This is a genomic window from Cupriavidus pauculus (genome assembly GCF_003854935.1).
Classification (GTDB): Bacteria; Pseudomonadota; Gammaproteobacteria; order Burkholderiales; family Burkholderiaceae; genus Cupriavidus; species Cupriavidus pauculus_C.
In genome coordinates this window covers 1,352,914-1,375,605 of sequence record NZ_CP033969.1, presented here as the reverse complement: position 1 = coordinate 1,375,605, position 22,692 = coordinate 1,352,914, and the positions used below count along the sequence as shown (strand labels likewise).

Annotated in this window: 20 protein-coding genes; 10 read left to right on the top strand and 10 right to left on the bottom strand. The window is 67.6% G+C overall.

The annotated features are described in order from the left end of the window. Positions 1–23: 23 nt before the first annotated feature. The 3 genes from tpx to EHF44_RS08015 all read left to right on the top strand — a co-directional run bounded on the left by tpx (position 24) and on the right by EHF44_RS08015 (position 2,118). Positions 24–524 carry a thiol peroxidase gene (tpx, locus tag EHF44_RS08025; protein ID WP_124683252.1) on the top strand — a complete coding sequence of 167 codons (501 nt, stop codon included), beginning with the start codon at positions 24–26 and terminating at the stop codon, positions 522–524. 113 nt (positions 525–637) lie between these two features. Continuing rightward, the gene (locus EHF44_RS08020; protein ID WP_124683251.1) at positions 638–1,585 is read left to right on the top strand and encodes a carbohydrate kinase family protein; all 948 of its coding nucleotides are present in this window, start codon (positions 638–640) and stop codon (positions 1,583–1,585) included. 65 nt (positions 1,586–1,650) lie between these two features. Next, positions 1,651–2,118: a hypothetical protein gene (locus EHF44_RS08015; RefSeq protein WP_124683250.1), complete on the top strand. Its 468-nt coding sequence runs from the start codon at positions 1,651–1,653 to the stop codon at positions 2,116–2,118. 231 nt (positions 2,119–2,349) lie between these two features. On the opposite strand, the gene EHF44_RS08010 is transcribed toward EHF44_RS08015, so the two are convergent. Beyond that, positions 2,350–2,949, bottom strand: coding sequence for a histone H1-like DNA-binding protein (locus tag EHF44_RS08010; protein ID WP_124683249.1), 600 nt, complete (start codon positions 2,947–2,949; stop codon positions 2,350–2,352). Between the two features lie 1,748 nt (positions 2,950–4,697). On the opposite strand from EHF44_RS08010, the gene EHF44_RS08000 reads away from it, so the two are divergent. Both EHF44_RS08000 and EHF44_RS07995 read left to right on the top strand, forming a co-directional pair. Next, the gene (locus tag EHF44_RS08000) at positions 4,698–5,171 is read left to right on the top strand and encodes a DUF2147 domain-containing protein (RefSeq protein ID WP_124683248.1); all 474 of its coding nucleotides are present in this window, start codon (positions 4,698–4,700) and stop codon (positions 5,169–5,171) included. Between the two features lie 203 nt (positions 5,172–5,374). Next, positions 5,375–6,358, top strand: a complete 984-nt coding sequence (locus tag EHF44_RS07995; protein WP_437340320.1) for a Bug family tripartite tricarboxylate transporter substrate binding protein — start codon at positions 5,375–5,377, stop codon at positions 6,356–6,358. 75 nt (positions 6,359–6,433) lie between these two features. Here EHF44_RS07995 and EHF44_RS07990 read toward each other — a convergent pair whose 3' ends face one another. Beyond that, positions 6,434–7,327 (bottom strand): LysR family transcriptional regulator, encoded by an 894-nt coding sequence (locus tag EHF44_RS07990; RefSeq protein WP_124683247.1) that lies wholly within the window; start codon positions 7,325–7,327, stop codon positions 6,434–6,436. 166 nt (positions 7,328–7,493) lie between these two features. Here EHF44_RS07990 and EHF44_RS07985 point away from each other — a divergent pair, with 166 nt between their 5' ends. Together EHF44_RS07985 and EHF44_RS07980 are read left to right on the top strand one after the other, a co-directional pair. Continuing rightward, positions 7,494–7,892 (top strand): tautomerase family protein, encoded by a 399-nt coding sequence (locus tag EHF44_RS07985; RefSeq protein ID WP_124683246.1) that lies wholly within the window; start codon positions 7,494–7,496, stop codon positions 7,890–7,892. A gap of 125 nt (positions 7,893–8,017) precedes the next feature. Next, positions 8,018–8,851, top strand: coding sequence for an aldo/keto reductase (locus EHF44_RS07980; RefSeq protein ID WP_124683245.1), 834 nt, complete (start codon positions 8,018–8,020; stop codon positions 8,849–8,851). A gap of 40 nt (positions 8,852–8,891) precedes the next feature. On the opposite strand, the gene EHF44_RS07975 is transcribed toward EHF44_RS07980, so the two are convergent. Further along, the gene (locus EHF44_RS07975; RefSeq protein WP_253699997.1) at positions 8,892–9,395 is read right to left on the bottom strand and encodes a hypothetical protein; all 504 of its coding nucleotides are present in this window, start codon (positions 9,393–9,395) and stop codon (positions 8,892–8,894) included. A gap of 206 nt (positions 9,396–9,601) precedes the next feature. Here EHF44_RS07975 and EHF44_RS07970 point away from each other — a divergent pair, with 206 nt between their 5' ends. Together EHF44_RS07970 and EHF44_RS07965 are read left to right on the top strand one after the other, a co-directional pair. Then, positions 9,602–10,201: a BPSL1445 family SYLF domain-containing lipoprotein gene (locus EHF44_RS07970; protein WP_124683244.1), complete on the top strand. Its 600-nt coding sequence runs from the start codon at positions 9,602–9,604 to the stop codon at positions 10,199–10,201. 162 nt (positions 10,202–10,363) lie between these two features. Further along, entirely contained in the window at positions 10,364–11,299 is a 936-nt protein-coding gene (locus tag EHF44_RS07965; RefSeq protein WP_124683243.1) for a recombination-associated protein RdgC, read from the top strand. 74 nt (positions 11,300–11,373) lie between these two features. On the opposite strand, the gene EHF44_RS07960 is transcribed toward EHF44_RS07965, so the two are convergent. Continuing rightward, the gene (locus EHF44_RS07960) at positions 11,374–12,339 is read right to left on the bottom strand and encodes a zinc-binding alcohol dehydrogenase family protein (RefSeq protein ID WP_124683242.1); all 966 of its coding nucleotides are present in this window, start codon (positions 12,337–12,339) and stop codon (positions 11,374–11,376) included. A gap of 156 nt (positions 12,340–12,495) precedes the next feature. On the opposite strand from EHF44_RS07960, the gene EHF44_RS07955 reads away from it, so the two are divergent. Beyond that, positions 12,496–13,467, top strand: a complete 972-nt coding sequence (locus EHF44_RS07955) for a tripartite tricarboxylate transporter substrate binding protein (RefSeq protein WP_437340319.1) — start codon at positions 12,496–12,498, stop codon at positions 13,465–13,467. A gap of 19 nt (positions 13,468–13,486) precedes the next feature. On the opposite strand, the gene EHF44_RS07950 is transcribed toward EHF44_RS07955, so the two are convergent. The 6 genes from EHF44_RS07950 to EHF44_RS07925 all read right to left on the bottom strand — a co-directional run bounded on the left by EHF44_RS07950 (position 13,487) and on the right by EHF44_RS07925 (position 22,680). After that, positions 13,487–14,806: a HipA domain-containing protein gene (locus EHF44_RS07950; RefSeq protein WP_124683241.1), complete on the bottom strand. Its 1,320-nt coding sequence runs from the start codon at positions 14,804–14,806 to the stop codon at positions 13,487–13,489. Continuing rightward, the gene (locus tag EHF44_RS07945; protein ID WP_124683240.1) at positions 14,803–15,147 is read right to left on the bottom strand and encodes a helix-turn-helix domain-containing protein; all 345 of its coding nucleotides are present in this window, start codon (positions 15,145–15,147) and stop codon (positions 14,803–14,805) included. The genes EHF44_RS07950 and EHF44_RS07945 overlap by 4 nt, the downstream gene beginning before the upstream one ends. Positions 15,148–15,498: 351 nt before the next feature. Further along, positions 15,499–16,692: a ribonucleotide-diphosphate reductase subunit beta gene (locus EHF44_RS07940; RefSeq protein ID WP_124683239.1), complete on the bottom strand. Its 1,194-nt coding sequence runs from the start codon at positions 16,690–16,692 to the stop codon at positions 15,499–15,501. Positions 16,693–16,823: 131 nt separating this feature from the next. After that, on the bottom strand, positions 16,824–19,769 hold the full coding sequence (locus tag EHF44_RS07935; protein ID WP_124683238.1) for a ribonucleoside-diphosphate reductase subunit alpha: 2,946 nt from the start codon (positions 19,767–19,769) through the stop codon (positions 16,824–16,826). Positions 19,770–20,420: 651 nt separating this feature from the next. Continuing rightward, on the bottom strand, positions 20,421–21,035 hold the full coding sequence (gene ampD / locus EHF44_RS07930; RefSeq protein WP_124683237.1) for a 1,6-anhydro-N-acetylmuramyl-L-alanine amidase AmpD: 615 nt from the start codon (positions 21,033–21,035) through the stop codon (positions 20,421–20,423). Next, the gene (locus EHF44_RS07925; RefSeq protein ID WP_124683236.1) at positions 21,028–22,680 is read right to left on the bottom strand and encodes a sigma-54-dependent transcriptional regulator; all 1,653 of its coding nucleotides are present in this window, start codon (positions 22,678–22,680) and stop codon (positions 21,028–21,030) included. Before EHF44_RS07925 ends, ampD begins: the two co-directional genes overlap by 8 nt. Positions 22,681–22,692: the final 12 nt, after the last annotated feature.

Genomic DNA, 22,692 nt, shown 5'->3' with positions numbered 1-22,692 from the left:
GTACCTTCCTGACAGGAGCAACCATGAGCAACGTGACCCTCGGCGGCAACGCCATCGAAGTTGGCGGCAAGTTTCCCCAGGCTGGCGACAAGGCCCCGGCCTTCTCGCTGGTCGGCAAGGACCTCAAGGACGTGACGCTGGCCGACTTCGCCGGCAAGCGCAAGGTCCTGAACATCGTGCCCAGCCTGGACACGCCCGTGTGCCAGGCGTCGGCACGCAAGTTCAACGAGGCCGCCAGCAGCCTCGACAACACCGTGGTGCTGACGATCTCGGCCGACCTGCCGTTCGCGATGGGCCGCTTCTGCACGGCCGAGGGCCTGGCCAACGTGGTGACGCTGTCGACCATGCGCGGCGCCGATTTCAAGAACGCCTACGGCGTGGACATCAAGTCGGGCCCGCTGGCCGGCGTGTGCGCACGTGCCGTGGTGGTCGTGGACGAGAACGACGCCGTCAAGTACAGCCAGCTCGTGCCCGAGATCAAGCAGGAGCCTGATTACGACGCCGCGCTGGCCGCACTGAAATAATCTGTGCGGTAGCACACGATTTGCGAAGCGCCTCCGCCCGTCATGCACGGGCGGAATTATTTAACGTATCTGTTTCTGCCCGTCATCCCTGGGCCGGAACGCTTGGAGAAAAGATGTCCAGCCTGATCTGCGGCTCCGTCGCCTACGACACCATCATGACGTTCGACGGACGGTTCCGTGAACACATCCTTCCGGACCAGATCCAGATGCTGAACGTCTCGTTCCTGGTGCCCGGCATGCGGCGCGAGTTCGGCGGCTGCGCCGGCAACATCGCCTACACGCTGAAGATGCTGGGCGGCGAACCGGTGGTGATGGCGACGGTGGGCCAGGACGCCGGACCGTACCTGCAGCATCTGCGCGATCTGGGTATCGGCACCGGGCATATCCGTACGCTGCCGGACACGTTCACCGCGCAGGCGATGATCACGACCGACCTGGACAACAACCAGATCACGGCTTTCCACCCGGGCGCCATGGGCCAGTCGCAGCTCAATGCCGTGCAGGACGTGCTGGCGGCCGGCACGCGCCCGGCGCTGGGCATCGTCGCGCCGGACAGCCGCGAGGGCATGCTGCACCATGCGCGGCAGTTCGCCGAGGCCGGCATCCCGTTCATCTTCGACCTGGGCCAGGCCATGCCGCTGTTCAACGGCGAGGACCTGCGCCGGTTCGTTGAACTCGCCAGTTACGTGACGGTCAATGACTACGAAGCGCAGGTCATGCTGTCGCGCACCGCGTGGACCAGTGCCGACGTGGCCGCCAAGGTCCGCGCGTTCATCGTGACGCACGGCGAACGCGGCGCCACGATCTTCGCCGACGGCCAGCAGTACGCCATCCCGGCCGTGCAGGCCGAGCGCGTGGTGGACCCCACCGGCTGCGGCGACGCCTTCCGGGGCGGCCTGCTGCACGGCATCGAGCAGGGCATGGACTGGGAAACCACGGGCCGGCTGGCGTCGCTGATGGGCGCGCTCAAGATCGCCCAGCAGGGCCCCCAGAATCACTGGATTTCGCACGACGAGATCGCCAGCCGGTTCGCGTCGGCATTCGGCTACCAATACGCGTAAGATGGAACGGTGCACCGCGCGCACCGGGTGAGGACGAATGGCGCGGCCAACAGACGGGAGTTGCCATGCATCAGATACTTCGATTCGGCGGCGCGGCGGTACTGGCCGCGGCAGCACTGGTCGGCGGCTGCGCCAATTACTCGAACTCCGGCAGCGTCTACGCGCCCGGCCAGGCCAACCGCGAGCAGACGGTGCGCTACGGCGTGGTGCAGGGCGTGCGCGAGGTCATGATCCAGGGCGGTACCACGGGCGCCGGTACCATCGCCGGCGGCGCGCTGGGCGGCGTGGCGGCGGGCAGCACCATCGGCAGCGGTGGCGGATCGGTGGCGGCGGGCCTGCTTGGCGCGGTGCTGGGCGGCATTGCCGGCAGCGCGGCCGAGAACCGCATCACCCAGCGGCGCGGCCTGGAGATCACGGTGCAGCTCGAAGACGGCGACCTGCGCGCCATCACCCAGGAGGCCGACGAGGTGTTCCGCCCTGGCGACCGGGTGCGGCTGCTGTCGTCGGGCGGCGTGACGCGCGTCTCGCACTGACAACATTACACGGCTGCCATGCTGCAACGCCGCGTGCCTTCGGGCCGCGGCGTTTTGCTTTTGGGGAGTCGCCAGCGCGCGGGCATGAAAAAACCCGCCGGGCACGGAGGCCATCGGCGGGTTGGCAAGACTTGCTGTCTTGCTGACCGGATACCGCGTATCCGGTCAATGTGGCACGCGATGCGTGCTCTGGCGATTCCCTGTGGTGACCGCTCGCACGAGGCGAGGCGATTACGGACGGTTGCCCGTCGGGAACGGCCAGGCCGCGGCCGGGTTCAGCGTGGTCTTGGCCGGTGCAGCAGCAGCGGGAGCAACGGCAGGGGCCGCGGCAGGCTTGGCAGCCTTCTTGGCAGCCGGCTTCTTGGCAGCGGCCTTCTTGGCGGCCGGCTTCTTCGCAGCAGCAGCCTTCTTGGCCGGCGCAGCCTTCTTGGCAGCAGCCTTCTTGGCCGGTGCGGCCTTCTTGGCGGCAACCTTCTTCACTGCGGCCTTCTTGGCCGGTGCTGCCTTCTTGGCGGCGACCTTCTTGGTTGCAACCTTCTTGGCGGCAACCTTCTTCACCGCGGCCTTCTTGGCCGGTGCTGCCTTCTTGGCGGCTACCTTCTTGGTGGCGACCTTCTTGGCTGCAACCTTCTTCACAGCGGCCTTCTTGGCTGCCGGCTTCTTGGCGGCGACCTTCTTGGCGGCGACCTTCTTGGTTGCGACCTTCTTGGTTGCAGCCTTCTTGGCGGCCGGCGCTGCCTTCTTGGCGGCGACCTTCTTCACAGCGGCCTTCTTGGCGGCGGGCTTGGCAGCCTTCTTGGCCGCCGGCTTTTTCTTTGCAGCAGTTGCCATGGATAACTCCTTCACTAACGTGAAATATCGAATGACCTAAATGGACGACCCGACCGGCCCGAGGCGCGTTCCTGCCTGGCCCCAACCGAGCGAGCGATTCATCGGCGCACGACACTTCGTCAACCGCACGCTAATGAATTCGGTGACAGGGCACCGGCCGCGACCCGCATGGCGCGGCACGGTGTCTTCACGGCAGCGCAAGATCCGCGCGCGGGCTGCAACGCCAGCGTCCAGGCGGGTCTCCGGGGCATGCCGTGCCCTGGAATATTCGATTGGCCCGCGCCGTCCATCGTGGCGACGCGCTGCCTGATAAGAGGAGATATCGGTCAGCTTGCCTGCAGCACGGGCTTGGCCTCGCGCACTGCAGACGGCAATCCTACGGGGGTAGCTCGCCCATCCCGTCACTGGGCCACAGGAGACTGCACGCGTTGTAAGAAGCCTGATCGGCCCGGTCTGCGTCAAAGTTCTGGTGCTCCCTGGCTACCCGCATTCACTGCGCCGAAGCGTCGCGTCATCGTTGCTTCTTGCTTGCCTTCTTGCGACGCCCGCTTCGTCGAATCACGTCGATGCAATGAAGTGAGACTCTTGTCAAGGCGAATCATAATTCGTTTGTTCGATGATGTTAAGAAAAAAGTGCAAAAAAACTTGCGCGCAAGATCGAATCGATCTACTTCACGCGCGCGCTTCGATGACGACACCATCGACACCTTCTCTGATGACGACTCTCACGCGTCGATCGAAGTTCCGAAGCGCGTGAGTTTCGATCGCGTTCGACGGCGTCGCACACTGTCTCGCGCGGTGCGCGCGCACGTCGCGCACGCATCGTCGGACGACCGCTCGGGTACCGCATCGCACCCGCTCGCCACCACCATCCGCATACCCGCGCGCTGTCTCGAAAGCCGCATGAACAGTGGCTTTCCGGCCTGCGTACGATCACGCGCGCGATGCGCTGCCGCGTCGCTGCGCGTGGCTGCGGCACGCGCGTCCATCGGCGCCCCAACGTGTCCGACGCGCTTCCGCATCGACCACCGATCGGCACGCGCGCGATGCCACCGCGCATCGCGTCGACTGACCGCGCGTGCATCGACACGACAGTTGCGCGAGTACGACGAAAGAGTGATGCGCGCACGCAACGGTCGGTCGCTGCGACACGTGTTTGCATCCGCGTTTGGACATCGATGGCATGCACAACGATGTGTCGACGCACGCGCCGCGCGCACCGGATCGCCTGTCGACCCACCACGCGCATCGCGCGCTTCGTCGACCGTGTCTTGCGATGGCATTCGGGTTCTCACCAATGCATCGGCGGACGCGCGCGCCGACATGCCGACCACCTCCGGCGGCGCCGCGACGCCACCGCAACGCCACCGTTTTAGCCGGCTAGAGGAATGCCTCGGGTGGGCCCCGCGCGGGCGTGTTGCTGCAGGACAAAATCCACGCCAGGCGCCGGCTGGCGGGCGATGCGCGCCGCCCTTGCGCTACGCTCTGGTGCGTACGCAAACGGATGTTGGCCGTTGCGGTGTCCGGGCGGCGCCAGTAGATTGGCGTCGCGCGGCAAAGACGCCGACCGGTGGGCATCGGTGCAGCACCGGCCCGTGCAACCATCCGGGCCGCGTGCGGATATCCTGCTCGCCTTGTACGGCTTGCACGTCAGACCTGCAGAGGCGTCCGCCGCCGTACAGCCGACACCACCCGCGCCGCGACCTGGCGAATCCGCCGTCGCGGAAACACTGAACCTGGAGACTTTCATGCGCATGACCGCCCCCCGCGCCCTGCTTCGCACCACCGCCCGCGCCGCGCTGTTTGCCGCGGCGTTCACCGCCAGCACCTTCGCCATGGCGCAGTCGACGCCGGCCGGCACCTGGCACACGATCGACGACGCCACCGGCAAGCCGCGCGGCGTGATCGAGATCTCGGAGAAGGACGGCGTGTACAGCGGCAAGCTCGTGAAGAGCCTGGTGCCGTCCGAAGGTCCGCCCAAGGTGTGCGACAAATGCAACGACGCGCGCAAGGACCAGCCCATCATCGGCATGACGCTGCTGACCGGGCTGCGCAAGACGGGCGACAACGAGTGGACCGGTGGCGAGATCCTGGACCCGGAGACCGGCAAGCTCTACAAGTGCAAGATGTCGATGGCCGACGACGGCAAGAAGCTCAACGTGCGCGGCTTCATCGGCATCAGCCTGATCGGCCGGACCCAGACCTGGGTGCGCCAGCCGTGACGCCGCGCGGGAGCGGGGCCGCTGCCGCCCCGCTGCCCGCTTCCTTTCCCTGCCCACCCGGCCGCGCCTCCGTCCCGACTTTCCCGCCCCTGCCGCCCCCCGGCAGGTCGGCCGCAAGCCACGCCGTCCTACAGCCAACTGACAGGTTCGATCGGTAAGATCAAAAGCCCCGAATGGGCTACGACAAAGACTGGAGACCGATCATGCATTCCCCCCTGCGCTTTTCCCCGCGCCGCCGCACCCTGGCCCTGGCGCTTGCCGCCGTCTCGCTGGTGGCCACCACCGCCCACGCCGCAGACGCCTGGCCCAACCATGTGATCAAGTTCGTCGTGCCGTTCACGGCCGGCGGCGCCAACGACCTCGTGGCGCGGGCCGGCGCCGAGGCGGTGAGCAAGCGCATCGGCCAGCCGGTGGTGATCGAGAACCGTCCCGGTGCCGGCGGCATTGTCGGCGCCGACTACGTGGCCAAGAGCAAGCCCGACGGCTACACGTTCCTGGTGGGCGCCGTGGGCACCGTCACCAACAGCCTGATCCGCACCAAGATGCCGTACCAGCCGGACGACCTCGTGCCGGTCGGCCTGATCGCGGTCAGCCCGTCGGTGATCGTGGCGTCGCCGTCGCTGCCGGTGAACAACGTCAAGGAACTGGTCGAGTACTCGAAGAAGCAGGGTGGCGTGCCGTTTGCCACGGCCGGCAGCGGCAGCACGCCGCACTTCGTCGAAGAAATGCTTAAGGAAAAGGGTGCCCAGCTCACCGTGGTGCCCTACAAGAGCGGGTCGGAAAGCATTACCGCGGTGATTGGTGGACAGGTGGCGGCAACGTCGGAGGCGTCGATCGTGGTCTTGCCCCAGATCAAGGCGGGCAAGCTCAAGGCGCTGGGTGCCACCTGGGACAAGAAGATGCCGGCGGCACCGAACATCCCGACCACGGCCGAGCAGGGTCTGCCCGAGGTGCGCATTGGCCATTGGGCCGGCATCTTCGCGCCCAAGGGCACCGACCCGGCGATCATCAAGAAGCTCAACGCCGAGTTGACGGCCGGGATGCAGAATCCCGAGATCCGCGACCGGCTGATCCAGAACGGCATCGAGCCGGCCGGCGGTTCGGTCGAGAGCTTTGTGACTTTCATCAAGACCGAGCGCGAACGGCTGGGCCGCATCGCCAAGAACGCCAACATGACGTCCGAGTAAGCCACCGCACCCGGCTTGCCCAGGCACTGGCAGACGGCCCGCTCCATGCGGGCCTTTTTGTTGGGCGTCGCCGCTTCAGCCGAACTGCTCGGCCAGCGCCTGCCTGGCCTGTTCGATGAACTCGCCCTCCCCGCGCCGCGGGGCCAGTAGATAGAACTCGACCGACGGCAGCGCCGGCAGCTTCCAGCCGCTCGCGTCGGCGGCGTCCACCGGCATCACGCCGGGCCCGATGGCCGACGTGTTCAGGCACGACACACCGAGCCCGGCCGCCAGCGCCAGATGCAGCCCGGCCACCCCCGACGCCGAATGAGCGATGTCGAACTCGCGCCGGCGGCGCATCAGCAACTGCACCACGAACTGGTGCAGCGAGCACGAGTCGGGCAGCAGCACCAGCGGCAGCGTGGGCTGCGGCGCCTGCGCAATCTCGGGCGCCGCCACCCACGCCAGCGCCTCGCGCCGCAGCACCGTGCCGCCGCGCGCCGCGCCCTCGCGCCGGGCCTCCGGGCCGCGCGCGCCGATCAGCCGCATGCTCAGGCCGATGTCGAACGTGTCCAAGTCGGCCGCCGCCTCGATGGCGGCGCTCTTCATCACCGTGACGTGCAGTTTCAGATAGGGATAGCGGTCGCGCAGCCGGCGCAGCATGCCGGCAATCTCGCCGGGGCGGAAGTAGTCGGTCACGGCCAGCCGCAGCTCACCATCCAGCGTCTGGCCGCGCAGTTCGGCCATGGCCTGCTCGTTCAGCGACAGGATGCGCCGCGCGTAGTCCAGCAGCCGCGCCCCCGCCGGCGTCAGCGCGGCGCCCCGCTTGCCGCGCGTCAGCAGCGGCACGCCGGCGCGCGCCTCCAGCTTGCGCAACTGCTCGCTGACCGACGATTGCGACAGGAAAAGGCGCGGCGCCGCCGCCGACAGGCTGCCGCTTTCCGCCACCGCCACGAACGTCCGGAGCTGGTCTGTCTCGAATCCACGCATGATCGCCGCCTGCCTTTCCGATGTTTCGGATTACCCGATACATGCAATCGTATATTCCCGCTTTTCCGATGGCAAGGAGACGCCTACGATAGCGTTACCGCAGCCGCCAGAGCCCGCCAACGGGCGCAGCGGCAACGCGCATCCATCCACCCGAAAGGAGCCCGTCATGCCCCACGTTTCCCTGCAGATTTCCGGCCAGCCCGATACCGACCTGATGCGCCGCGCCGTTGCCACGGTGGGCGAACTGACCCAGCGCGTGCTGGGCAAGGAAGCGCCAGTCATCGCCACGACCGTGACGTTCATCCCGCGCGAGCAGTGGTTCATCGGCGGCCAGCCGCTGTCGGCGCGTGAGACGGGTCGCAACGCGTTCCAGCTCGATATCAGCGTGACCGACGAGACGAACACCAAGGCCGAGAAAGCCGACTACCTGCGGCAGGCGTTCGCGGCGCTGTCCGAGCTGATTGGCGACGTGAACGAGGTCTCGTATATCCACGTCATCGACGCGCGCGCGGCGGCCTACGGCTATGGCGGCCGGACGCAGGAGTACCGGCACCAGCACCGTTGAGCAGGCGGCCGGGGCGCCGGCCATTCCATCGCCCCGGTCAAAAGTGCCGTGCGGGCGGCGTGCTTGTGCCGCGCAGCGATGTTAACTAGTGTGGAGGGCGGATTTCCCGATACCGGAGGCATCGCATGAAGCAAGTCACGCTACCCGGCGGCGAGCGCGTTCCCGCGCTGGGCATGGGCACCTGGAACATGGGCGACGACCGCGGCACGCGCGCAGAGGAGATCGCCACGCTCCGGATGGGCCTGGACCTGGGCCTGCGGCTGGTGGACACGGCCGAGATGTATGGCGAGGGCTTGTCGGAATCGCTGATCGGCGAGGCGCTGGCCGGCCGTCGCGACGAGGCGTTCCTGGTCAGCAAGGTCTATCCGCACAACGCCAGCCGCAAGGGCGCCGTGGCCGCGTGCGAGCGCAGCCTGCGCCGACTGGGCACCGACCGGCTGGACCTGTACCTGCTGCACTGGCGCGGCGACGTACCGTTCGAGGAGACGATCGAGGCGTTCCAGGCGCTGCAGGCCGCCGGCAAGATACGGTATTTCGGCGTCAGCAACCTCGACCTCGACGATATGGAAGCTTTTTGCGACGTGCCCGGCGGCGACGCCGTGGCCGTCAACCAGTTGCTCTACAACCTGAGCCGGCGCGGCATCGAGTTCGACCTGCTGCCATGGTTGCGCGAACGCAACGTGCCGGTGATGGCCTACTCGCCCATCGAGCAGGCCCGGCTGTTACGCAACGCCGGCCTGCGGCGCTTTGCCGAGCGGCACGGCATGACGCCGGCCCAGGCCGCGCTGGCGTGGCTGCTGCGGACCGACGACATCATCGCCATCCCGAAGACCAGCCAGCGGGACCGGTTGCGCGAGAACGTCCGGGCGCTGGAAATCACGCTGACTCCCGAGCAACTGGACGAACTGGACGCGCTGTTCCCGCCGCCGCGCCACGCGCAGCCGCTGGCGATGCTGTAATGGATCAGGGGATCAGGGGGGATCAGCGGGATCCGCGGGGTCAGCGCTGGCCGGCCTTGTAGCGCTCGACCTCGACGTAGCGCGTCAGATAGGTACGCGCCTTTTCGCGCGTGTCGGTGGTCACGCGGTCGGCCGCCTGGCGGGCGCTGTTCTGGCCGTGGGCGCTACTCATCTGGGCGGAAAGGTACGACTGGAAGGCGTCGTGCATGACCTTCAGCTGATCCTTGCACGCGTCGATGGCACCGGCGGCCACGTCCTTGGACGTGCCCTTGCCCTTGGCGCCGTCGCTGGCCTTGTCCTGGACGCAATCCATGTACTTGGCGCGCTCGGCCTGCCAACCTGAATTCATCTGGGCCACTTCCTGCTTGGCCTCGGGCGACTCGACAGTCGGGGCCGAGCCGCAGGCCGCCAGCAACAGGGCCACCAGCGGCGTTACGGCGGCACCAAGGCGCACCCATCGACGGGGACGCTGCGACGCAGCATGCCCGACGGTCGGGGCGGCGGAAGAAATACCAGAAATGTTGGAGCGGGTGGAGATCGTCATGGGGGCGGTTGGCGTTGGCATGCACCAAAGACCGGGCTTGGCAAGCGGGGTTCCTGTCGCGGTTCCCTGATTTTGCAAGAAAGTATGACTATGTCATGTCAGAGCCCCCTCCCCCCCTTGTCAGACAAAATCGCATTTGCGGATGTGGCTTGTCCGCCTATGCTGTAGAGGCGGTTGCAACACATGACCCCCTCCTGGAGGAAATAATGAAACGTCGAACCTTCCTGTCCGCCGGCAGTGCTGGGCTTGTCGGCCTTACTGGTCTTTCTTTGGGCGCGCTGTCGCTGACGGGCTGCAGCGTGACCGGTCCCAAGGACTCTGGCGATAGCGCGTCCAAGCGTCGCGAGATCGATACTGGCGCCACCGATACGCTGAACCGTCTGTATGCGACGGCCAGCGGTGCGCGCGACCTTGGCGCCAAAGCCAAGGGCATCCTGATTTTCCCGAAACTGCTGTCCGCCGGCTTTATCGTCGGGGGCGAGTATGGCGACGGCGTGCTGCGTTCGGGCGGCGCCAACCGTGGCTACTACCGTGCCATTTCCGGCTCCATCGGCTGGCAGATCGGCGCCCAGTCCAAGGCCTTCGTGCTGATGTTCATGACGCAGGAAGCCTACGACAAGTTCGTGCGCAGCAGCGGCTGGCAGGTCGGCGCCGACGCCACGGTGGCTCTGGCCACCATCGGCGCGAACGGCCAGATCGATACCAACACGGCCCAGCAGCCGATCATCGGCTTTGCCATGACCAACGCCGGCGTGATGGCCGGCCTGAGCCTGGAAGGCACGAAGATCTCGAAGCTCGACATCTGACGGCCGGGCCGGCCACCGCGCCGGCCACCGCCACATGGCGTCCCGGGTGCGGCATTCCGATGCCGCATCCGGGACGCCATTTTTTCTTGGCCGCCCACCTGCCGCCCGAGCCGTTAGAATGCGTGCCTTGCCAATTCCAACCGTACGCGAGGCCGAATTCTCATGTGGTTCAAGAATCTCCAGATTCATCGTTTCTCCGCCCCGTGGACGCTTTCCGCCGAAGACGTCGAGGCCAGCCTGGCCAAGCATGCGTTCTACCCCGGCACCAGCCTTGAGATGCAAACCCAGGGCTGGGCATCGCCGCGCGACAACGGCCAGCTCGTGCACTGCGTGAACCGCCAGATGCTGCTGGTGCTGCGCACCGAGAAGAAGCTGCTGCCCGCCACCGTGGTCAACCAGGTCACCAAGGCCCGTGCCGCCGAGATCGAGGAGCAGCAGGGCTTCAAGCCCGGCCGCAAGCAGCTCAAGGAACTGAAGGAGCAGGTCACCGAGGAACTGCTCCCCCGCGCCTTCAGCATCCGCCGCGACACGCGCGTCTGGATCGATCCCGTGAACGGCTGGCTTGCCATCGACGCGGCCGGCACCGCCAAGGCGGACGAGGTACGCGGCATGCTGTTCAAGGCGCTGGACCCGCTGCCGGTGGTCGGCCTGCAGGTCAACCTGTCGCCGGTGGCCGCCATGACCGAGTGGCTGGCCACCGATACCGCCCCGGCCGGCTTTACGGTCGACCAGGAGATCGAGCTGCAGTCGAGCAGCGAGAGCAAGGCCACCGTGCGCTACGTCCGCCATCCGCTCGACCCGGAGGACCTGCGCCGCCACATCGCCGCCGGCAAGCGCTGCACGCGCCTGGCGATGACGTGGAACGACCGCGTGTCCTTCGTGCTGACCGACGCCCTGGCCGTCAAGCGCGTGAATCCGCTGGACGTGATCAAGGAACAGGCCGACGCCACGCTGCACGACGAGGACGAGCGCTTCGACGCCGACTTCGCGCTGATGGCCGGTGAACTGGCCGGCCTGCTGACCGACCTGACCGACGCCCTGGGCGGCGAGCGCAAGACCGAGTCGGCCATCACCGACGCGCCGCGCAAGGCCGCCTGACCCCGGCCGACCCCGGTCCCAACCCCGGCCTCACCGCCCCGCCTGATCCCGGCCCGCCTGATCCCGGCCCGCGCTCACTCCAGCGTCAGCACGACGCGCTGGCCGGTCTCGCCCACGCGCCGCCACGCCGCGGCCACCTCCTGCATGGCCATCTGCTCGGCGTCGACCGACAGGTGGCCCTCGCGCATGCAGCCCAGCACGTCCTCCACGAGCAGCCTCAGGTCTTCCGGGAGCGGATAGCTGGCGGGGCCGCAGCCCATCACCACGGCGCGGGAATCCCGCAGGGCCGACGGCGCCATCAGCACGCTCGGCGCCATGCGCCGGTCGGCAACCGTCACGATCCGCGTGCCGTGGTCGCGCGCCGACGCCGGCGGCCCGCCCGCCTGCACCAGCGCCGCCAGCAGCAGCTCAAGCACCTCGCCCCACAGGAAATCCACGACCACGTCGATGCCTTCCAGCGCGAAGCCCGCGAACGCCTGCTGCAGCGTGGCGGGCGGCTGCGCCAGGTCGACCATCGCATCGGCGCCGGTCACGTGGGCCAGGTCGATGCGGTGGCCCACCACGATCACGCGCGCCGCACCCTGCAGCCGTGCGGCCTGCACGGCCAGGCGCGCCGCCAGCCCTGCCGCGCCCAGGATCAGCACGGTCTCACCCGGCGCCAGATCGGCCCGCACCGCCAGCGGCAGCCACGCCTGCACGGCCGGCCCGACCAGCGCGGCCGCGGGGGCCGACTCCACCTCGTCCGGCACCGGCACCGTCCAGTGCGCCGGCACGAACTCGGCCATCGCGCCAAACGGACTGCGCTCGGCGCGGAAGTAGACGCGCTGGCCGTCCGCCAGGTAGCCCACGCCATCGCTGCCGCAGACATAGGGCAGTTCCAGCGGCATGCACGCGTGCAGGCCGCGCGCAATGGCCAGGTCCGCCGGCCGGATCACGGCGGCGCACACGCGCACCAACACTTCGCCGGCACGGGGTTCGGGGTCACGGAAGCTCATGAAGCGTGGGGCTTCGCCCATCTGTTGCAGTACGACCGCTCGCATCGGAATGCTCTCCTTCGTTGATGTCCGCAGTCGATCGTAGGGACTCGGCGTCCCACCGTCTTTGAGCCGATTCTGAAAATGGCGCGCGTAGAATCGCAGGGAACGACGCCACGCACAAAGACGTCGCCATTTCGCCAAACAGTTGAGGAGACCCCCTTGAAGTTCTTGCGCCCCCACGCCGGCCTGACGCTGGCCACGCTGCTGCTGGCCGCCGCCGGCACCGCCCACGCAGCCTGGCCCGAGCGGCCGATCAAGCTGATCGTGCCCTTCCCGCCGGGCCAGGCCACCGACATCTTTGCCCGCGCGCTGGCCGAAAAACTCGGCAAACAGCTAGGCCAGTCGATCGTCGTCGAGAATCGCGCCGGGGCCGGCGGCAACATCGGCATGGAAGTCGCCGCCAAGGCGGCCGCCGACGGCTACACGCTGGTCATGGCCGGCAGCGCGATGGCGATCAACCAGACGCTCTACAAGAAGGTCAACTACGATCCGCGCCAGGATTTCGCGCCGGTCTCGGGCGTGTTCTCGGTGCCGCTGGTGTTCCTGGCCACGCCGCAGTCGGGCTTCGGCTCGCTGCGCGACCTGATCGCCAAGGCCAAGGCGGCGCCGGGCAAGTACAGCTACGCCAGCGCGGGCATCGGCGGCACGCAACACCTGTCGGCCGAGATGCTCAAGGCGCAGACCGGCACCTTCATCGTCCATATCCCCTACAAGGGCAGCGGCCCGGCGCAGGCCGATTTCCTGGGCAACCAGGTGCCGCTGATGGTGGATTCCGTGACGGCCGCCATGCCGCTGATCCAGTCCGGCAAGGCCGTGCCGCTGGCCGTGACCACGGCGCAGCGGGTGCCGCAGTTACAGGCGGTGCCCACCGTGCGCGAGCAGGGCGTACCGGGCTTCGAGGCCCTGGGCTGGGCCGTGATGATGGCCCCGGCCGGCACGCCGCCCGCCATCGTCAGCCAGCTCAACGCGGAAACGGTCAAGGCGCTGCAATCGCCGGAGCTGCGCAAGTTCATCACCGACCGCGGCTCGGAACCGATGCCGATGACGCCGGCGGATACCGGCAAGTTCGTGGACAGCGAGATCCGCAAGTGGGCGTCGGTGGTGAAGCGGTCGGGAGCGACGGCGGATTGAGCCGGCCGGTGTGGCGCGCTCAGGCCAGCAGGCGCGCCACGGTTTCGTCGATGACCACATGGCGGATGGTGCGCAGCAGCCGCGCTTCACCCGCAAACGTGGCGCGGAGTTCGGGCCGCGCGGCGCCTAGCCGGTCGTTCTCGTCCAGGGTCTCGGCCAGCAGCGCATCGGCGTGCGCCGGGATCATCCGCAGCATGTCGTCGACCTGGCGCGTGGCCGTGGGGCGCGTCAGGCCCAGCGACTGGCCGGCATCGACCAGCAACGTGCGCGTGAACCCGGCATAGCGCCGCTCGCCCGCGATGGGGCTGGTGAATTCGACCAGGTCCGGCCAGCGCTCGCGCGGGCTGTAGGCACGGGTTTCGTAGGCGCTCTCGGACAACAGGTCGTAGTGCGGCGCCAGCGAGATGCCCTGGCGATCCACCAGGAAGCTCAGGTTCTTGAGGTGCGAATCGCCATTGCCGACCAGGATGCAGAACAGCAGCCAGCGGTAGATCCGCAGCCGCGCCGCGGCGGGCGCCCGGCACGCGTTGGCGAGCCGGGCCAGCGACGCCAGCGACCATGCCGAGTACTTCATGGCCGGCGACAGGTTCAGCAGCTGGCAGCCGTCGATGGCGTGCAGGCGCGTCGTCACGCCATTGGACACGGCCCGGTCGAAACGGCGGATCAGGTACACGGGCGCCGGCACGTAGCGACGCTCGACCTGGGGGACATCCAGTCCCACCCGGCCCGCCAGCCGCATGATGAACCACTCGTTGATCACCGAATACGGATAGTTGTCCGTCTGAGGATGGTCGGGCTTGAGAATGTGGGTCGACACGGCCTGCCCGCTGGGCTCGAACAACTGGCCGTCCCGCAGGACCACGGCCAGCTTGTGCTGCGCGCCTGCCAGGGACATCTTCTTGGGTGCATCGTGCGTCAGCGGGACGGTCGGCAGGTTGCGGATGCGCGTATCGAGTTCGGCGTCGGTGAGCGGCCGCAGCGTGTGGTCGGGCGGCGCGACGTCGTCCGGCCGGCGCAGCGTCAGCGATCCCGCCGATTCGCGTCCGTAGTATTCCAGCAGCGCGAAGGCGTCGTGGATGTCGCGCAGCCCGGCGTCGCGGGCCAGCAATGCCCGGGCGCCCTCTTCCGGCAGCAGATTGTCGAAATACCACTGGACCGCGCGCTCGGTGGCGCCGTCGGCCTGCGGACCGGCCTGCATCGGCAGGTGGGGGCTCAGCATGAACGCGGACGCGTCGGCCATCCACCATGGCGCGTACTCGAAACTCCAGAGATTGCCGTCCTCGCGCAGGGTGCCGACGAGGCTGCCGTCGATCGATGCCAGCAGTTCGCGCCCGGTCATTCGGTCTCTCCCGTCGAGGACGCTGGCGCCTGCGGGTCGCCGTCGCGGGTCCGGGCGCGCTGCCGGCGGGCGTCGGCCCGGCGTTCGGCGCGGGCCAGTTGTTCGGCAAGCGCGTCGAGATCGGTGTCCGGGATGTCGACGGTCACCCGCACGCCAAAGCCCTGCAGGATCTGGAACAACTTGCCCCACTGGACGGTTTCCGCGCCCCGCTCGGCCTTGACCATGAACGATTCGCTGACGCCCACGGCGCCGGCGGCGTCGTCCTGGCGCAGGTTGGCCGTCTTGCGCGCGGCGCGAATCACGCCGCCGATGTCCGAGGCTTGCTGGAGGGTGTATTGCATGATGGGGTGCGCCAGACTGTGCGATCTACTAGTTTCAACCAAGATAGCACCGGGAAACGACAAAAACTAGTTGATCGCATGGTTTTATTGGCTTCCGCGCGATAAAACCATAAAAACCGTTTGATTGCACGGTTTATGGGACGGTTACCCACTTTTCAACAAAAAACCGTGCAGACGCACGGTTTAACCCCCCTCCACACATTCCCGCCCCAAAAAGAAAAACGGACACCGGGCTCCCCGCCCGATGTCCGTTACACCCGTCCCGGCTGCCCTGGACTGTTCAATGCTTGTCGTTGTTACGCTGCAGCCGACCCTTCCATCGCGTAGCGCGTGGTTCGATCAGGTGACCGATCAGTCCCACGACAGCGCGCCGCCGGTCTGGTACTCGATCACGCGCGTTTCGAAGAAGTTGCGTTCCTTCTTCAGGTCGATCATCTCGCTCATCCACGGGAACGGGTTTTCCTCGTTCGGGAACAGCTGGTCCAGGCCGATCTGCTGGCAGCGACGGTTGCAGATGAACCGCAGGTAGCTCTTGAACATCGGCGCGTTCAGGCCCAGCACGCCGCGCGGCATGGTGTCCTCGGCGTAGCGGTATTCCAGGTCCACGGCCTTCTTGAACAGCTCGGTGATCTCGGCCTTGAACTCGGCCGTCCACAGGTGCGGGTTTTCCAGCTTGATCTGGTTGATCAGGTCGATGCCGAAGTTGCAGTGCAGCGACTCGTCGCGCAGGATGTACTGGTACTGCTCGGCCGCGCCAGTCATCTTGTTCTGGCGGCCCATCGCCAGGATCTGCGTGAAGCCGACGTAGAAGAACAGCCCTTCCATGATGCAGGCAAAGACGATCAGGCTCTTCAGCAGCTTCTGGTCGTTCTCGGGCGTGCCGGTCTTGAACGACGGGTCGGTCAGGGTGTCGATGAACGGGATCAGGAACTCGTCCTTGTCGCGGATCGACTGCACCTCGTGGTACGCGTTGAAGATCTCGGCCTCGTTCAGGCCCAGCGACTCCACGATGTACTGGTAGGCGTGCGTGTGGATGGCTTCCTCGAACGCCTGGCGCAGCAGGTACTGGCGGCATTCGGGCGCCGTGATCTGGCGGTAGGTGCCCAGCACGATGTTGTTGGCGGCCAGCGAGTCGGCCGTCACGAAGAAACCCAGGTTGCGCTTGATGATGCGGCGCTCGTCCTCGGTCAGCCCGTTCGGGTCCTTCCACAGGGCGATGTCGCGCGACATGTTGATTTCCTGCGGCATCCAGTGGTTGGCGCAGCCGGCCAGGTACTTTTCCCACGCCCACTTGTACTTGAACGGCACCAGCTGGTTCACGTCGGTGGCGCCGTTGATCACGCGCTTGTCGGCGGCGTTCACGCGGCGCGTGCTCTGGGCGGCGGCGGCGTTCGGGTTGTTGCCGAGGATGCCGGCCGGGGCCGTGGCGGCTGGCGGCAGCACGCCCATCTGGTCAGCCGTGGCGGCCGGCGCGGGCGGGATGGCGGGTTGCAGGGCAGGCTGGGCCTGCGGGGTGGCTTGAACGTCGTCGTCCCAGCTCAGCATGTTGTGTTCTCCAAGATTCGATTAGGGGCGGCTCAGGCACCGCGCGTCGGCGAGCGATGCGCCGGCCCTCTCCCCCGGCCCCGCGCCCGCATGGCGGGAACGGGGAGCAGTCCGAGGGGGGATGCAATGTGTTACTGGCAGGCTTCGCACTCGTCGAAGCCGGGGTCGCCCGGGCGCATCGTGCAGACCGCGCCTTCGGCTTCCGGCATGGCCGGGGCCGACGCGGCTGCCGCGTCGATGGCCGAGCCGCCGGTGGCGCCCGACGACACCGCGTTCAGCGAACCGCGCGTGACCGTGGACTTCTCCACGTGCGTGGCGGCCATCGTGCGCAGGTAGTACGTCGTCTTCAGGCCACGCAGCCAGGCCAGCTTGTACGTGTCGTCCAGCTTCTTGCCCGATGCGCCGGCCATGTAGATGTTCAGCGACTGGGCCTGGTCGATCCACTTCTGGCGGCGGCTCGCGGCCTCCACCAGCCAGGTCGGCTCCACCTCGAACGCCGTGGCGTAGATGTCGCGCAGGTCTTGCGGGATGCGGTCGATGCGGGCCAGCGAGCCGTCAAAGTACTTCAGGTCGGCAACCATCACCTCGTCCCACAGGCCGCGCGCCTTCAGGTCGCGCACCAGGTAGTCGTTCACCACCGTGAACTCGCCCGACAGGTTCGACTTCACGTACAGGTTCTGGAACGTCGGCTCGATGCAGGCGGACACGCCGATGATGTTCGAGATCGTGGCGGTCGGGGCAATCGCGATGCAGTTCGAGTTGCGCATGCCGTGCTGCTTGATGCGGGCGCGCAGGCTGTCCCAGTCCATCGTCGACGACAGGTCCACGTCCAGGTAGCCGCCGCGCTCGTCGGCCAGCAGCTTCAGCGAGTCCTGCGGCAGGATGCCGCGATCCCACAGCGAGCCCTCGTACGAGCTGTAGCGCCCGCGTTCCTCGGCCAGCTCGGTCGACGCCTGGTAGGCGTAGTAGCAGACCGCTTCCATCGACGTGTCGGCAAACTTCACGGCGGCGTCGCTGGCGTACGGCGTGCGCAGCACGTGCAGGCAGTCCTGGAAGCCCATGATGCCCATGCCCACCGGGCGGTGGCGCAGGTTCGAATTGCGCGCCTTGTCCACCGCGTAGTAGTTGATGTCGATCACGTTGTCGAGCATGCGCATCGCCGTGCGGATGGTCTTCTGCAGCTTGGCGTGGTCCAGCACGTGCGTGCCGTCGGCCTGCTGCTTCAGGTGCGCCACCAGGTTCACGGAACCCAGGTTGCACACGGCGATTTCGCTGTCGTTCGTGTTCAGCGTGATTTCCGTGCACAGGTTCGAGCTGTGCACCACGCCCACGTGCTGCTGCGGGCTGCGGATGTTGCACGGGTCCTTGAACGTGATCCACGGGTGGCCGGTCTCGAACAGCATGCCCAGCATCTTGCGCCAGAGCTGCATGGCCGGCACCTTCTTGAACAGCTTCAGCTCGCCGCTGGCGGCCTTGGCCTCGTAGCCCAGGTACGCCTGCTCGAAGGCCTTGCCCACCTTGTCATGCAGGTCCGGGCAGGTGGACGGCGAGAACAGCGTCCATTCGCCGTTTTCCATCACGCGCTTCATGAACAGGTCCGGGATCCAGTTGGCCGTGTTCATGTCGTGGGTGCGGCGGCGGTCGTCGCCGGTGTTCTTGCGCAGCTCCAGGAATTCCTCGATATCCAGGTGCCACGTCTCCAGGTACGCGCAGACCGCGCCCTTGCGCTTGCCGCCCTGGTTCACGGCCACGGCCGTGTCGTTGACCACCTTCAGGAACGGCACCACGCCCTGGCTTTTGCCGTTGGTGCCCTTGATGTGCGAGCCCAGCGCGCGCACGTTGGTCCAGTCGTTGCCCAGGCCGCCGGCAAACTTCGACAGCAGCGCGTTTTCCTTGAGCGCCTCGTAGATGCCTTCCAGGTCGTCCGAGACCGTGGTCAGGTAGCACGACGAGAGCTGCGAGCGGCGCGTGCCCGAGTTGAACAGCGTCGGCGTGGACGACATGAAGTCGAACGACGACAGGAGCTGGTAGAACTCGATGGCGCGGGCCTCGCGGTCCTTTTCCTCCAGCGCCAGGCCCATGGCCACGCGCATGAAGAACGCCTGCGGCATCTCGATGCGCTGCTCGTCCACGTGCAGGAAGTAGCGGTCGTACAGCGTCTGCAGGCCCAGGTAGTTGAACTGGAAGTCGCGCGACGCGTCCAGCGCGGCGCCCAGGCGGGCCAGGTCATAGGTGGCCAGCTTCTCGTCCAGCAGTTCGGCCTCGATGCCGCGCGCGATGAACTTCGGGAAGTACTCGGCGTACTTGGCCGACATCTCGGCCTGCGTCACCTCGGCGCCCAGGATCTCCTTGCGGATCGTGTGCAGCAGGATGCGGGCGGTCACCTGGCTGTAGGCCGGGTCCTTCTCGATCAGGGTCCGCGCGGCCAGGATGGCCGAATCGTAGACCTGCGTCATCGGCACGCCGTCGTACAGGTTCTTGAGCGTTTCCTTCAGGATCGGCTCGGCGCTCACGGCGCTGCCCAGGCCGCTGCAGGCGTTGTCGATCAGCGCGTGCAGCGCCACCAGGTCCAGCGGGCGCGAGGCGCCGTTGTCGGTCACGTTGAACGACACGCCGGATTCCTGCACGCGTGCCACGGCCTGCGCGTTGGCCTGCGCACGCTCCTGGGTGCGCTTCTCGCGGTACAGCACGTAGGCACGGGCCACCTCATGCTCGCCCGAGCGCATCAGCGCCAGTTCCACGTGGTCCTGCACATCCTCGATATGGAACGTGCCGCCGTTCGGGCGGCTGCGCAGCAGCGCGCGCACCACGTCCTGGGTCAGTTGCTCCACGATCTCGCGCACGCGCGCCGAGGCCGCGCCCTGTCCGCCGTTCACGGCCAAGAATGCCTTGGTCATGGCCACGGCGATCTTGTTCGGCTCGAACGACACCACGGCGCCATTGCGGCGGATCAGCTTGTAGTCCTGATACGAAACGCCTGCGGCGGCTGCGCCCTGCTGCGAGCCGGCTGCCGCGCCACCAATGCCGGTGGCGCCGGTTACGCCAGTGGTTTGTTGTTCGTTTTGGGCCGTTTGCATGAGGTAACTCCGGTTTTAACCCTGTAATGAGTGCTGTAGTTCTTCGACTGAGACGACAAAGTCCCTAGCAAAATGCGCTGTCTAAGACACTTGATTCCGGTGCTGCCAAATGCGAACCAAACTGCTCGTACGGACATTTTGCTAGGGACTTTCGGTACTGCGCCGGCCCGGTGGCCTTGCCTGGCCCAGACGTCGCATCCTGCGGCGGCGCCTGCTGCACTTCCGGGCCGGTTCCCCGGCAGCACCACTAGATATTGTGGTGCCGATCAAAACTGGGCCTAAGTATAGTGAAACGAAAGCGAATGACCAGTCTTGACAAGTGCGTGGCGGCGTCCACGCCGGCGGGTGCGGCGGCGCCACATTCCCGCAAAGCGCGCTGCCTCAAGGCTTGGCGCCGTCACGTTCGGCGGCGCACACAATCCGGAAATAATTTTTATTGGGAATGGATTACCGATAGGCGCCCCGGAATCGGGCGGACAGCGTCCGGCCGGGGGCGCGATTGTAGCGGCGAATGCGCCGGAATGATGCGGCGCGAGGGCCGCCGCACCGCAATTTTTCACCGTGATGACACCCTGCGCCACGTAAGGTCTTCCGGCATAACTCCGGGTGCAAACGGTGCGTGCGGCGTTTGTGCAACACCGGGATAAATCCCTAGTCGGGGTCGTCGCCGGGGTGCCGGTAGGGCAGCAGGCTGCCGGGCAGTCCGGCCAGCCTGGCAAAACGGTCCCAGTCGAAATGGGGCCCCGGATCGGTCTTGCGGCCCGGCGCGATGTCGCTGTGGCCGGCCACGCCCCGGATCGGATAGGCCGCCCGCAGCCCCGCCACCAGCGCGGCGGCCGTGTCGTACTGGGCCAGCGTGAACGGCTGGTCATCGGCGCCTTCGATCTCGATGCCAATCGAGAAGTCGTTGCAGCGCGGCCGGCCGCAGTAATCGGACTGACCCGCATGCCACGCCCGCAGCCGGCATGGCACGAACTGCACCAGTTCGCCGTCGCGGGCGATCAGGAAGTGTGCCGACACGCGCACGTCGCGGATCGTCTCGAAGAACGGATGCCGCGCCACGTCGAGCCGGTTCTGGAAGAACGCCTCGATGTCGCCCGTGCCGAACTGGCCGGGCGGCAGGCTGATGTTATGGATGACCACCACGTCCACCGGCTCGCCGTCCGGGCGTGCGTCGTGGTTCGGCGACAACACGCGGCGCGCGGCCGGCACCCAGCCGTCGGCGTCGGGCAGGAAGGCGTCGGGCGCGCCGGCCGTGTCAGGCATCGCGTCCCTCGCCTTCGGGCAGCGGCTCGCCGTCGTCGGTGGCGGCCTGCCCCTCGCGGCCCTCGCGCTCGTCGCGGATGCCGAGCTGCTGGATGCGGTAGCGCAACTGCCGGAAATTGAGCCCCAGCAGCGGCGCGGCGGCCGTGCGGTTGAAGCCGGTCTGCCGCAACGCGCGCAGGATCAGCTCGCGCTCCACGGCTTCGAGCCGCGCGGGCAGGTCGATCGGAAACGCGAGGTCTTCCAGCGCCGTGGCCAGCGGGTCGGGCGCCACGGCGGCGCCCGGCGCCGGGTCCGGCACCAGTTCGGGCGGCGGCGCGGCCGGCGCGGCCATGCCGGTCGACGCAGGCCAGCCGGCCGAGGCGCCCCAGGCGTGATAGCCGGCCTGAGCCGGCGCGGGCGCCAGCATCGGCGCCGGCGCACCGGCCTGCCAGAGCGTCGCGCGTTCCATGCCGGCGTCCAGCGGCCCCAGGTCGGCCACGGCGATTTCTTCCGACTCGGCGAACGCATAGGCGCGTTCGAGCAGGTTTTCCAGTTCCCGCACGTTGCCGGGGAACGGGTAGGCGGTCAGCCGCTCCAGCGCCGCGCGCGACAGCCGCTTCGGATGCGCGTCGCCGTAGCGCGTGGCCAGGTGTTCCAGGATGGCGTGGGCCAGCACCGGCACGTCCTCCACGCGCTCGCGCAGCGTCGGCATGCGCAGTTCCAGCACGTTGAGCCGGTAATAAAGATCCTGCCGGAACGATCCGGCCGCCACCATCGCGGCCAGGTCCTTGTGGCTGGCGCACATCACGCGCACGTCCACGCTGTCTTCCTTGCTGGCGCCGATCTTGCGCACGCGGCGTTCCTGCAGCGCGCGCAGCAGCTTGACCTGCATCGCCAGCGGCAGGTCGGCCACCTCGTCCAGCATCAGCGTGCCGCCATGGGCGGCCTGGAAGAAGCCGCCGCGTTCGGCGTCGGCGCCCGTGAAGGCGCCCTTCACGTGGCCGAAGAACTCGGCCTCCATCAGCGTCTCGGGAATCGCGCCGCAGTTCACGGCGACGAACGGATGCGCCGAGCGCGCGCTGATGGCGTGGATGGCGCGCGCCGCGCGCTCCTTGCCGCTGCCCGATTCGCCACTGATCACCACCGGCGCCATGCTGCGCGCCAGCCGCGACAGCGATCGCCGCACCTCGTTGATGGCCGCCGACACGCCCGGCAGCAGCCCCGCCGCGCGATCGGCCAGCTCCGACGCCTCCGCGCCCTGCCCGCCCTCCACCGGCGCGCGCTGCTGGCGCCCCAGCGCGTTCAGGATCAGCGTGCGCAGCTGGTCCAGCGACACCGGCTTGGCGATGTAGTCGAACGCACCGGCCTTGAGTGCGTCCACGGCGTTGTCGGCGCTGCCGTAGGCCGTGATCACCGCCACCGGCGTGCGTTCGGGCGACGCCGACAACTGCCGCACGATGTCGATGCCCAGCCCGTCACCCAGCCGCATGTCGGTCAGCACCAGGCTGTAACGGCGCTCGGCCAGCCGCAGCCGCGCCTCGGCCAGCGAGCCAGCCATCACCACGTCATGGCCCATGCGGCGCAGCGAGATGTCCAGCAGCTCGCGCAGGTCGGCCTCGTCGTCGATGACGAGGATCGGATCGGGAGCGGGCGGTCGGGCTGGCATGGCGGTGTGGGT

What these genes read in the sequence shown, in the direction of transcription:
- EHF44_RS07985 (WP_124683246.1), top strand. Translation starts at nt 7,494, where the DNA reads ATGCCCCACGTTTCCCTGCAGATTTCCGGCCAGCCCGATACCGACCTG.
- EHF44_RS07990 (WP_124683247.1), bottom strand. Translation starts at nt 7,327, where the DNA reads ATGCGTGGATTCGAGACAGACCAGCTCCGGACGTTCGTGGCGGTGGCG.
- EHF44_RS07960 (WP_124683242.1), bottom strand. Translation starts at nt 12,339, where the DNA reads ATGCGAGCGGTCGTACTGCAACAGATGGGCGAAGCCCCACGCTTCATG.
- EHF44_RS07935 (WP_124683238.1), bottom strand. Translation starts at nt 19,769, where the DNA reads ATGCAAACGGCCCAAAACGAACAACAAACCACTGGCGTAACCGGCGCC.
- EHF44_RS07970 (WP_124683244.1), top strand. Translation starts at nt 9,602, where the DNA reads ATGAAACGTCGAACCTTCCTGTCCGCCGGCAGTGCTGGGCTTGTCGGC.
- ampD (WP_124683237.1), bottom strand. Translation starts at nt 21,035, where the DNA reads ATGCCTGACACGGCCGGCGCGCCCGACGCCTTCCTGCCCGACGCCGAC.
- tpx (WP_124683252.1), top strand. Translation starts at nt 24, where the DNA reads ATGAGCAACGTGACCCTCGGCGGCAACGCCATCGAAGTTGGCGGCAAG.
- EHF44_RS07965 (WP_124683243.1), top strand. Translation starts at nt 10,364, where the DNA reads ATGTGGTTCAAGAATCTCCAGATTCATCGTTTCTCCGCCCCGTGGACG.
- EHF44_RS07980 (WP_124683245.1), top strand. Translation starts at nt 8,018, where the DNA reads ATGAAGCAAGTCACGCTACCCGGCGGCGAGCGCGTTCCCGCGCTGGGC.
- EHF44_RS08020 (WP_124683251.1), top strand. Translation starts at nt 638, where the DNA reads ATGTCCAGCCTGATCTGCGGCTCCGTCGCCTACGACACCATCATGACG.
- EHF44_RS07950 (WP_124683241.1), bottom strand. Translation starts at nt 14,806, where the DNA reads ATGACCGGGCGCGAACTGCTGGCATCGATCGACGGCAGCCTCGTCGGC.
- EHF44_RS08015 (WP_124683250.1), top strand. Translation starts at nt 1,651, where the DNA reads ATGCATCAGATACTTCGATTCGGCGGCGCGGCGGTACTGGCCGCGGCA.
- EHF44_RS07945 (WP_124683240.1), bottom strand. Translation starts at nt 15,147, where the DNA reads ATGCAATACACCCTCCAGCAAGCCTCGGACATCGGCGGCGTGATTCGC.
- EHF44_RS07940 (WP_124683239.1), bottom strand. Translation starts at nt 16,692, where the DNA reads ATGCTGAGCTGGGACGACGACGTTCAAGCCACCCCGCAGGCCCAGCCT.
- EHF44_RS07995 (WP_437340320.1), top strand. Translation starts at nt 5,375, where the DNA reads ATGCATTCCCCCCTGCGCTTTTCCCCGCGCCGCCGCACCCTGGCCCTG.
- EHF44_RS08000 (WP_124683248.1), top strand. Translation starts at nt 4,698, where the DNA reads ATGCGCATGACCGCCCCCCGCGCCCTGCTTCGCACCACCGCCCGCGCC.
- EHF44_RS07925 (WP_124683236.1), bottom strand. Translation starts at nt 22,680, where the DNA reads ATGCCAGCCCGACCGCCCGCTCCCGATCCGATCCTCGTCATCGACGAC.
- EHF44_RS07975 (WP_253699997.1), bottom strand. Translation starts at nt 9,395, where the DNA reads ATGACGATCTCCACCCGCTCCAACATTTCTGGTATTTCTTCCGCCGCC.
- EHF44_RS08010 (WP_124683249.1), bottom strand. Translation starts at nt 2,949, where the DNA reads ATGGCAACTGCTGCAAAGAAAAAGCCGGCGGCCAAGAAGGCTGCCAAG.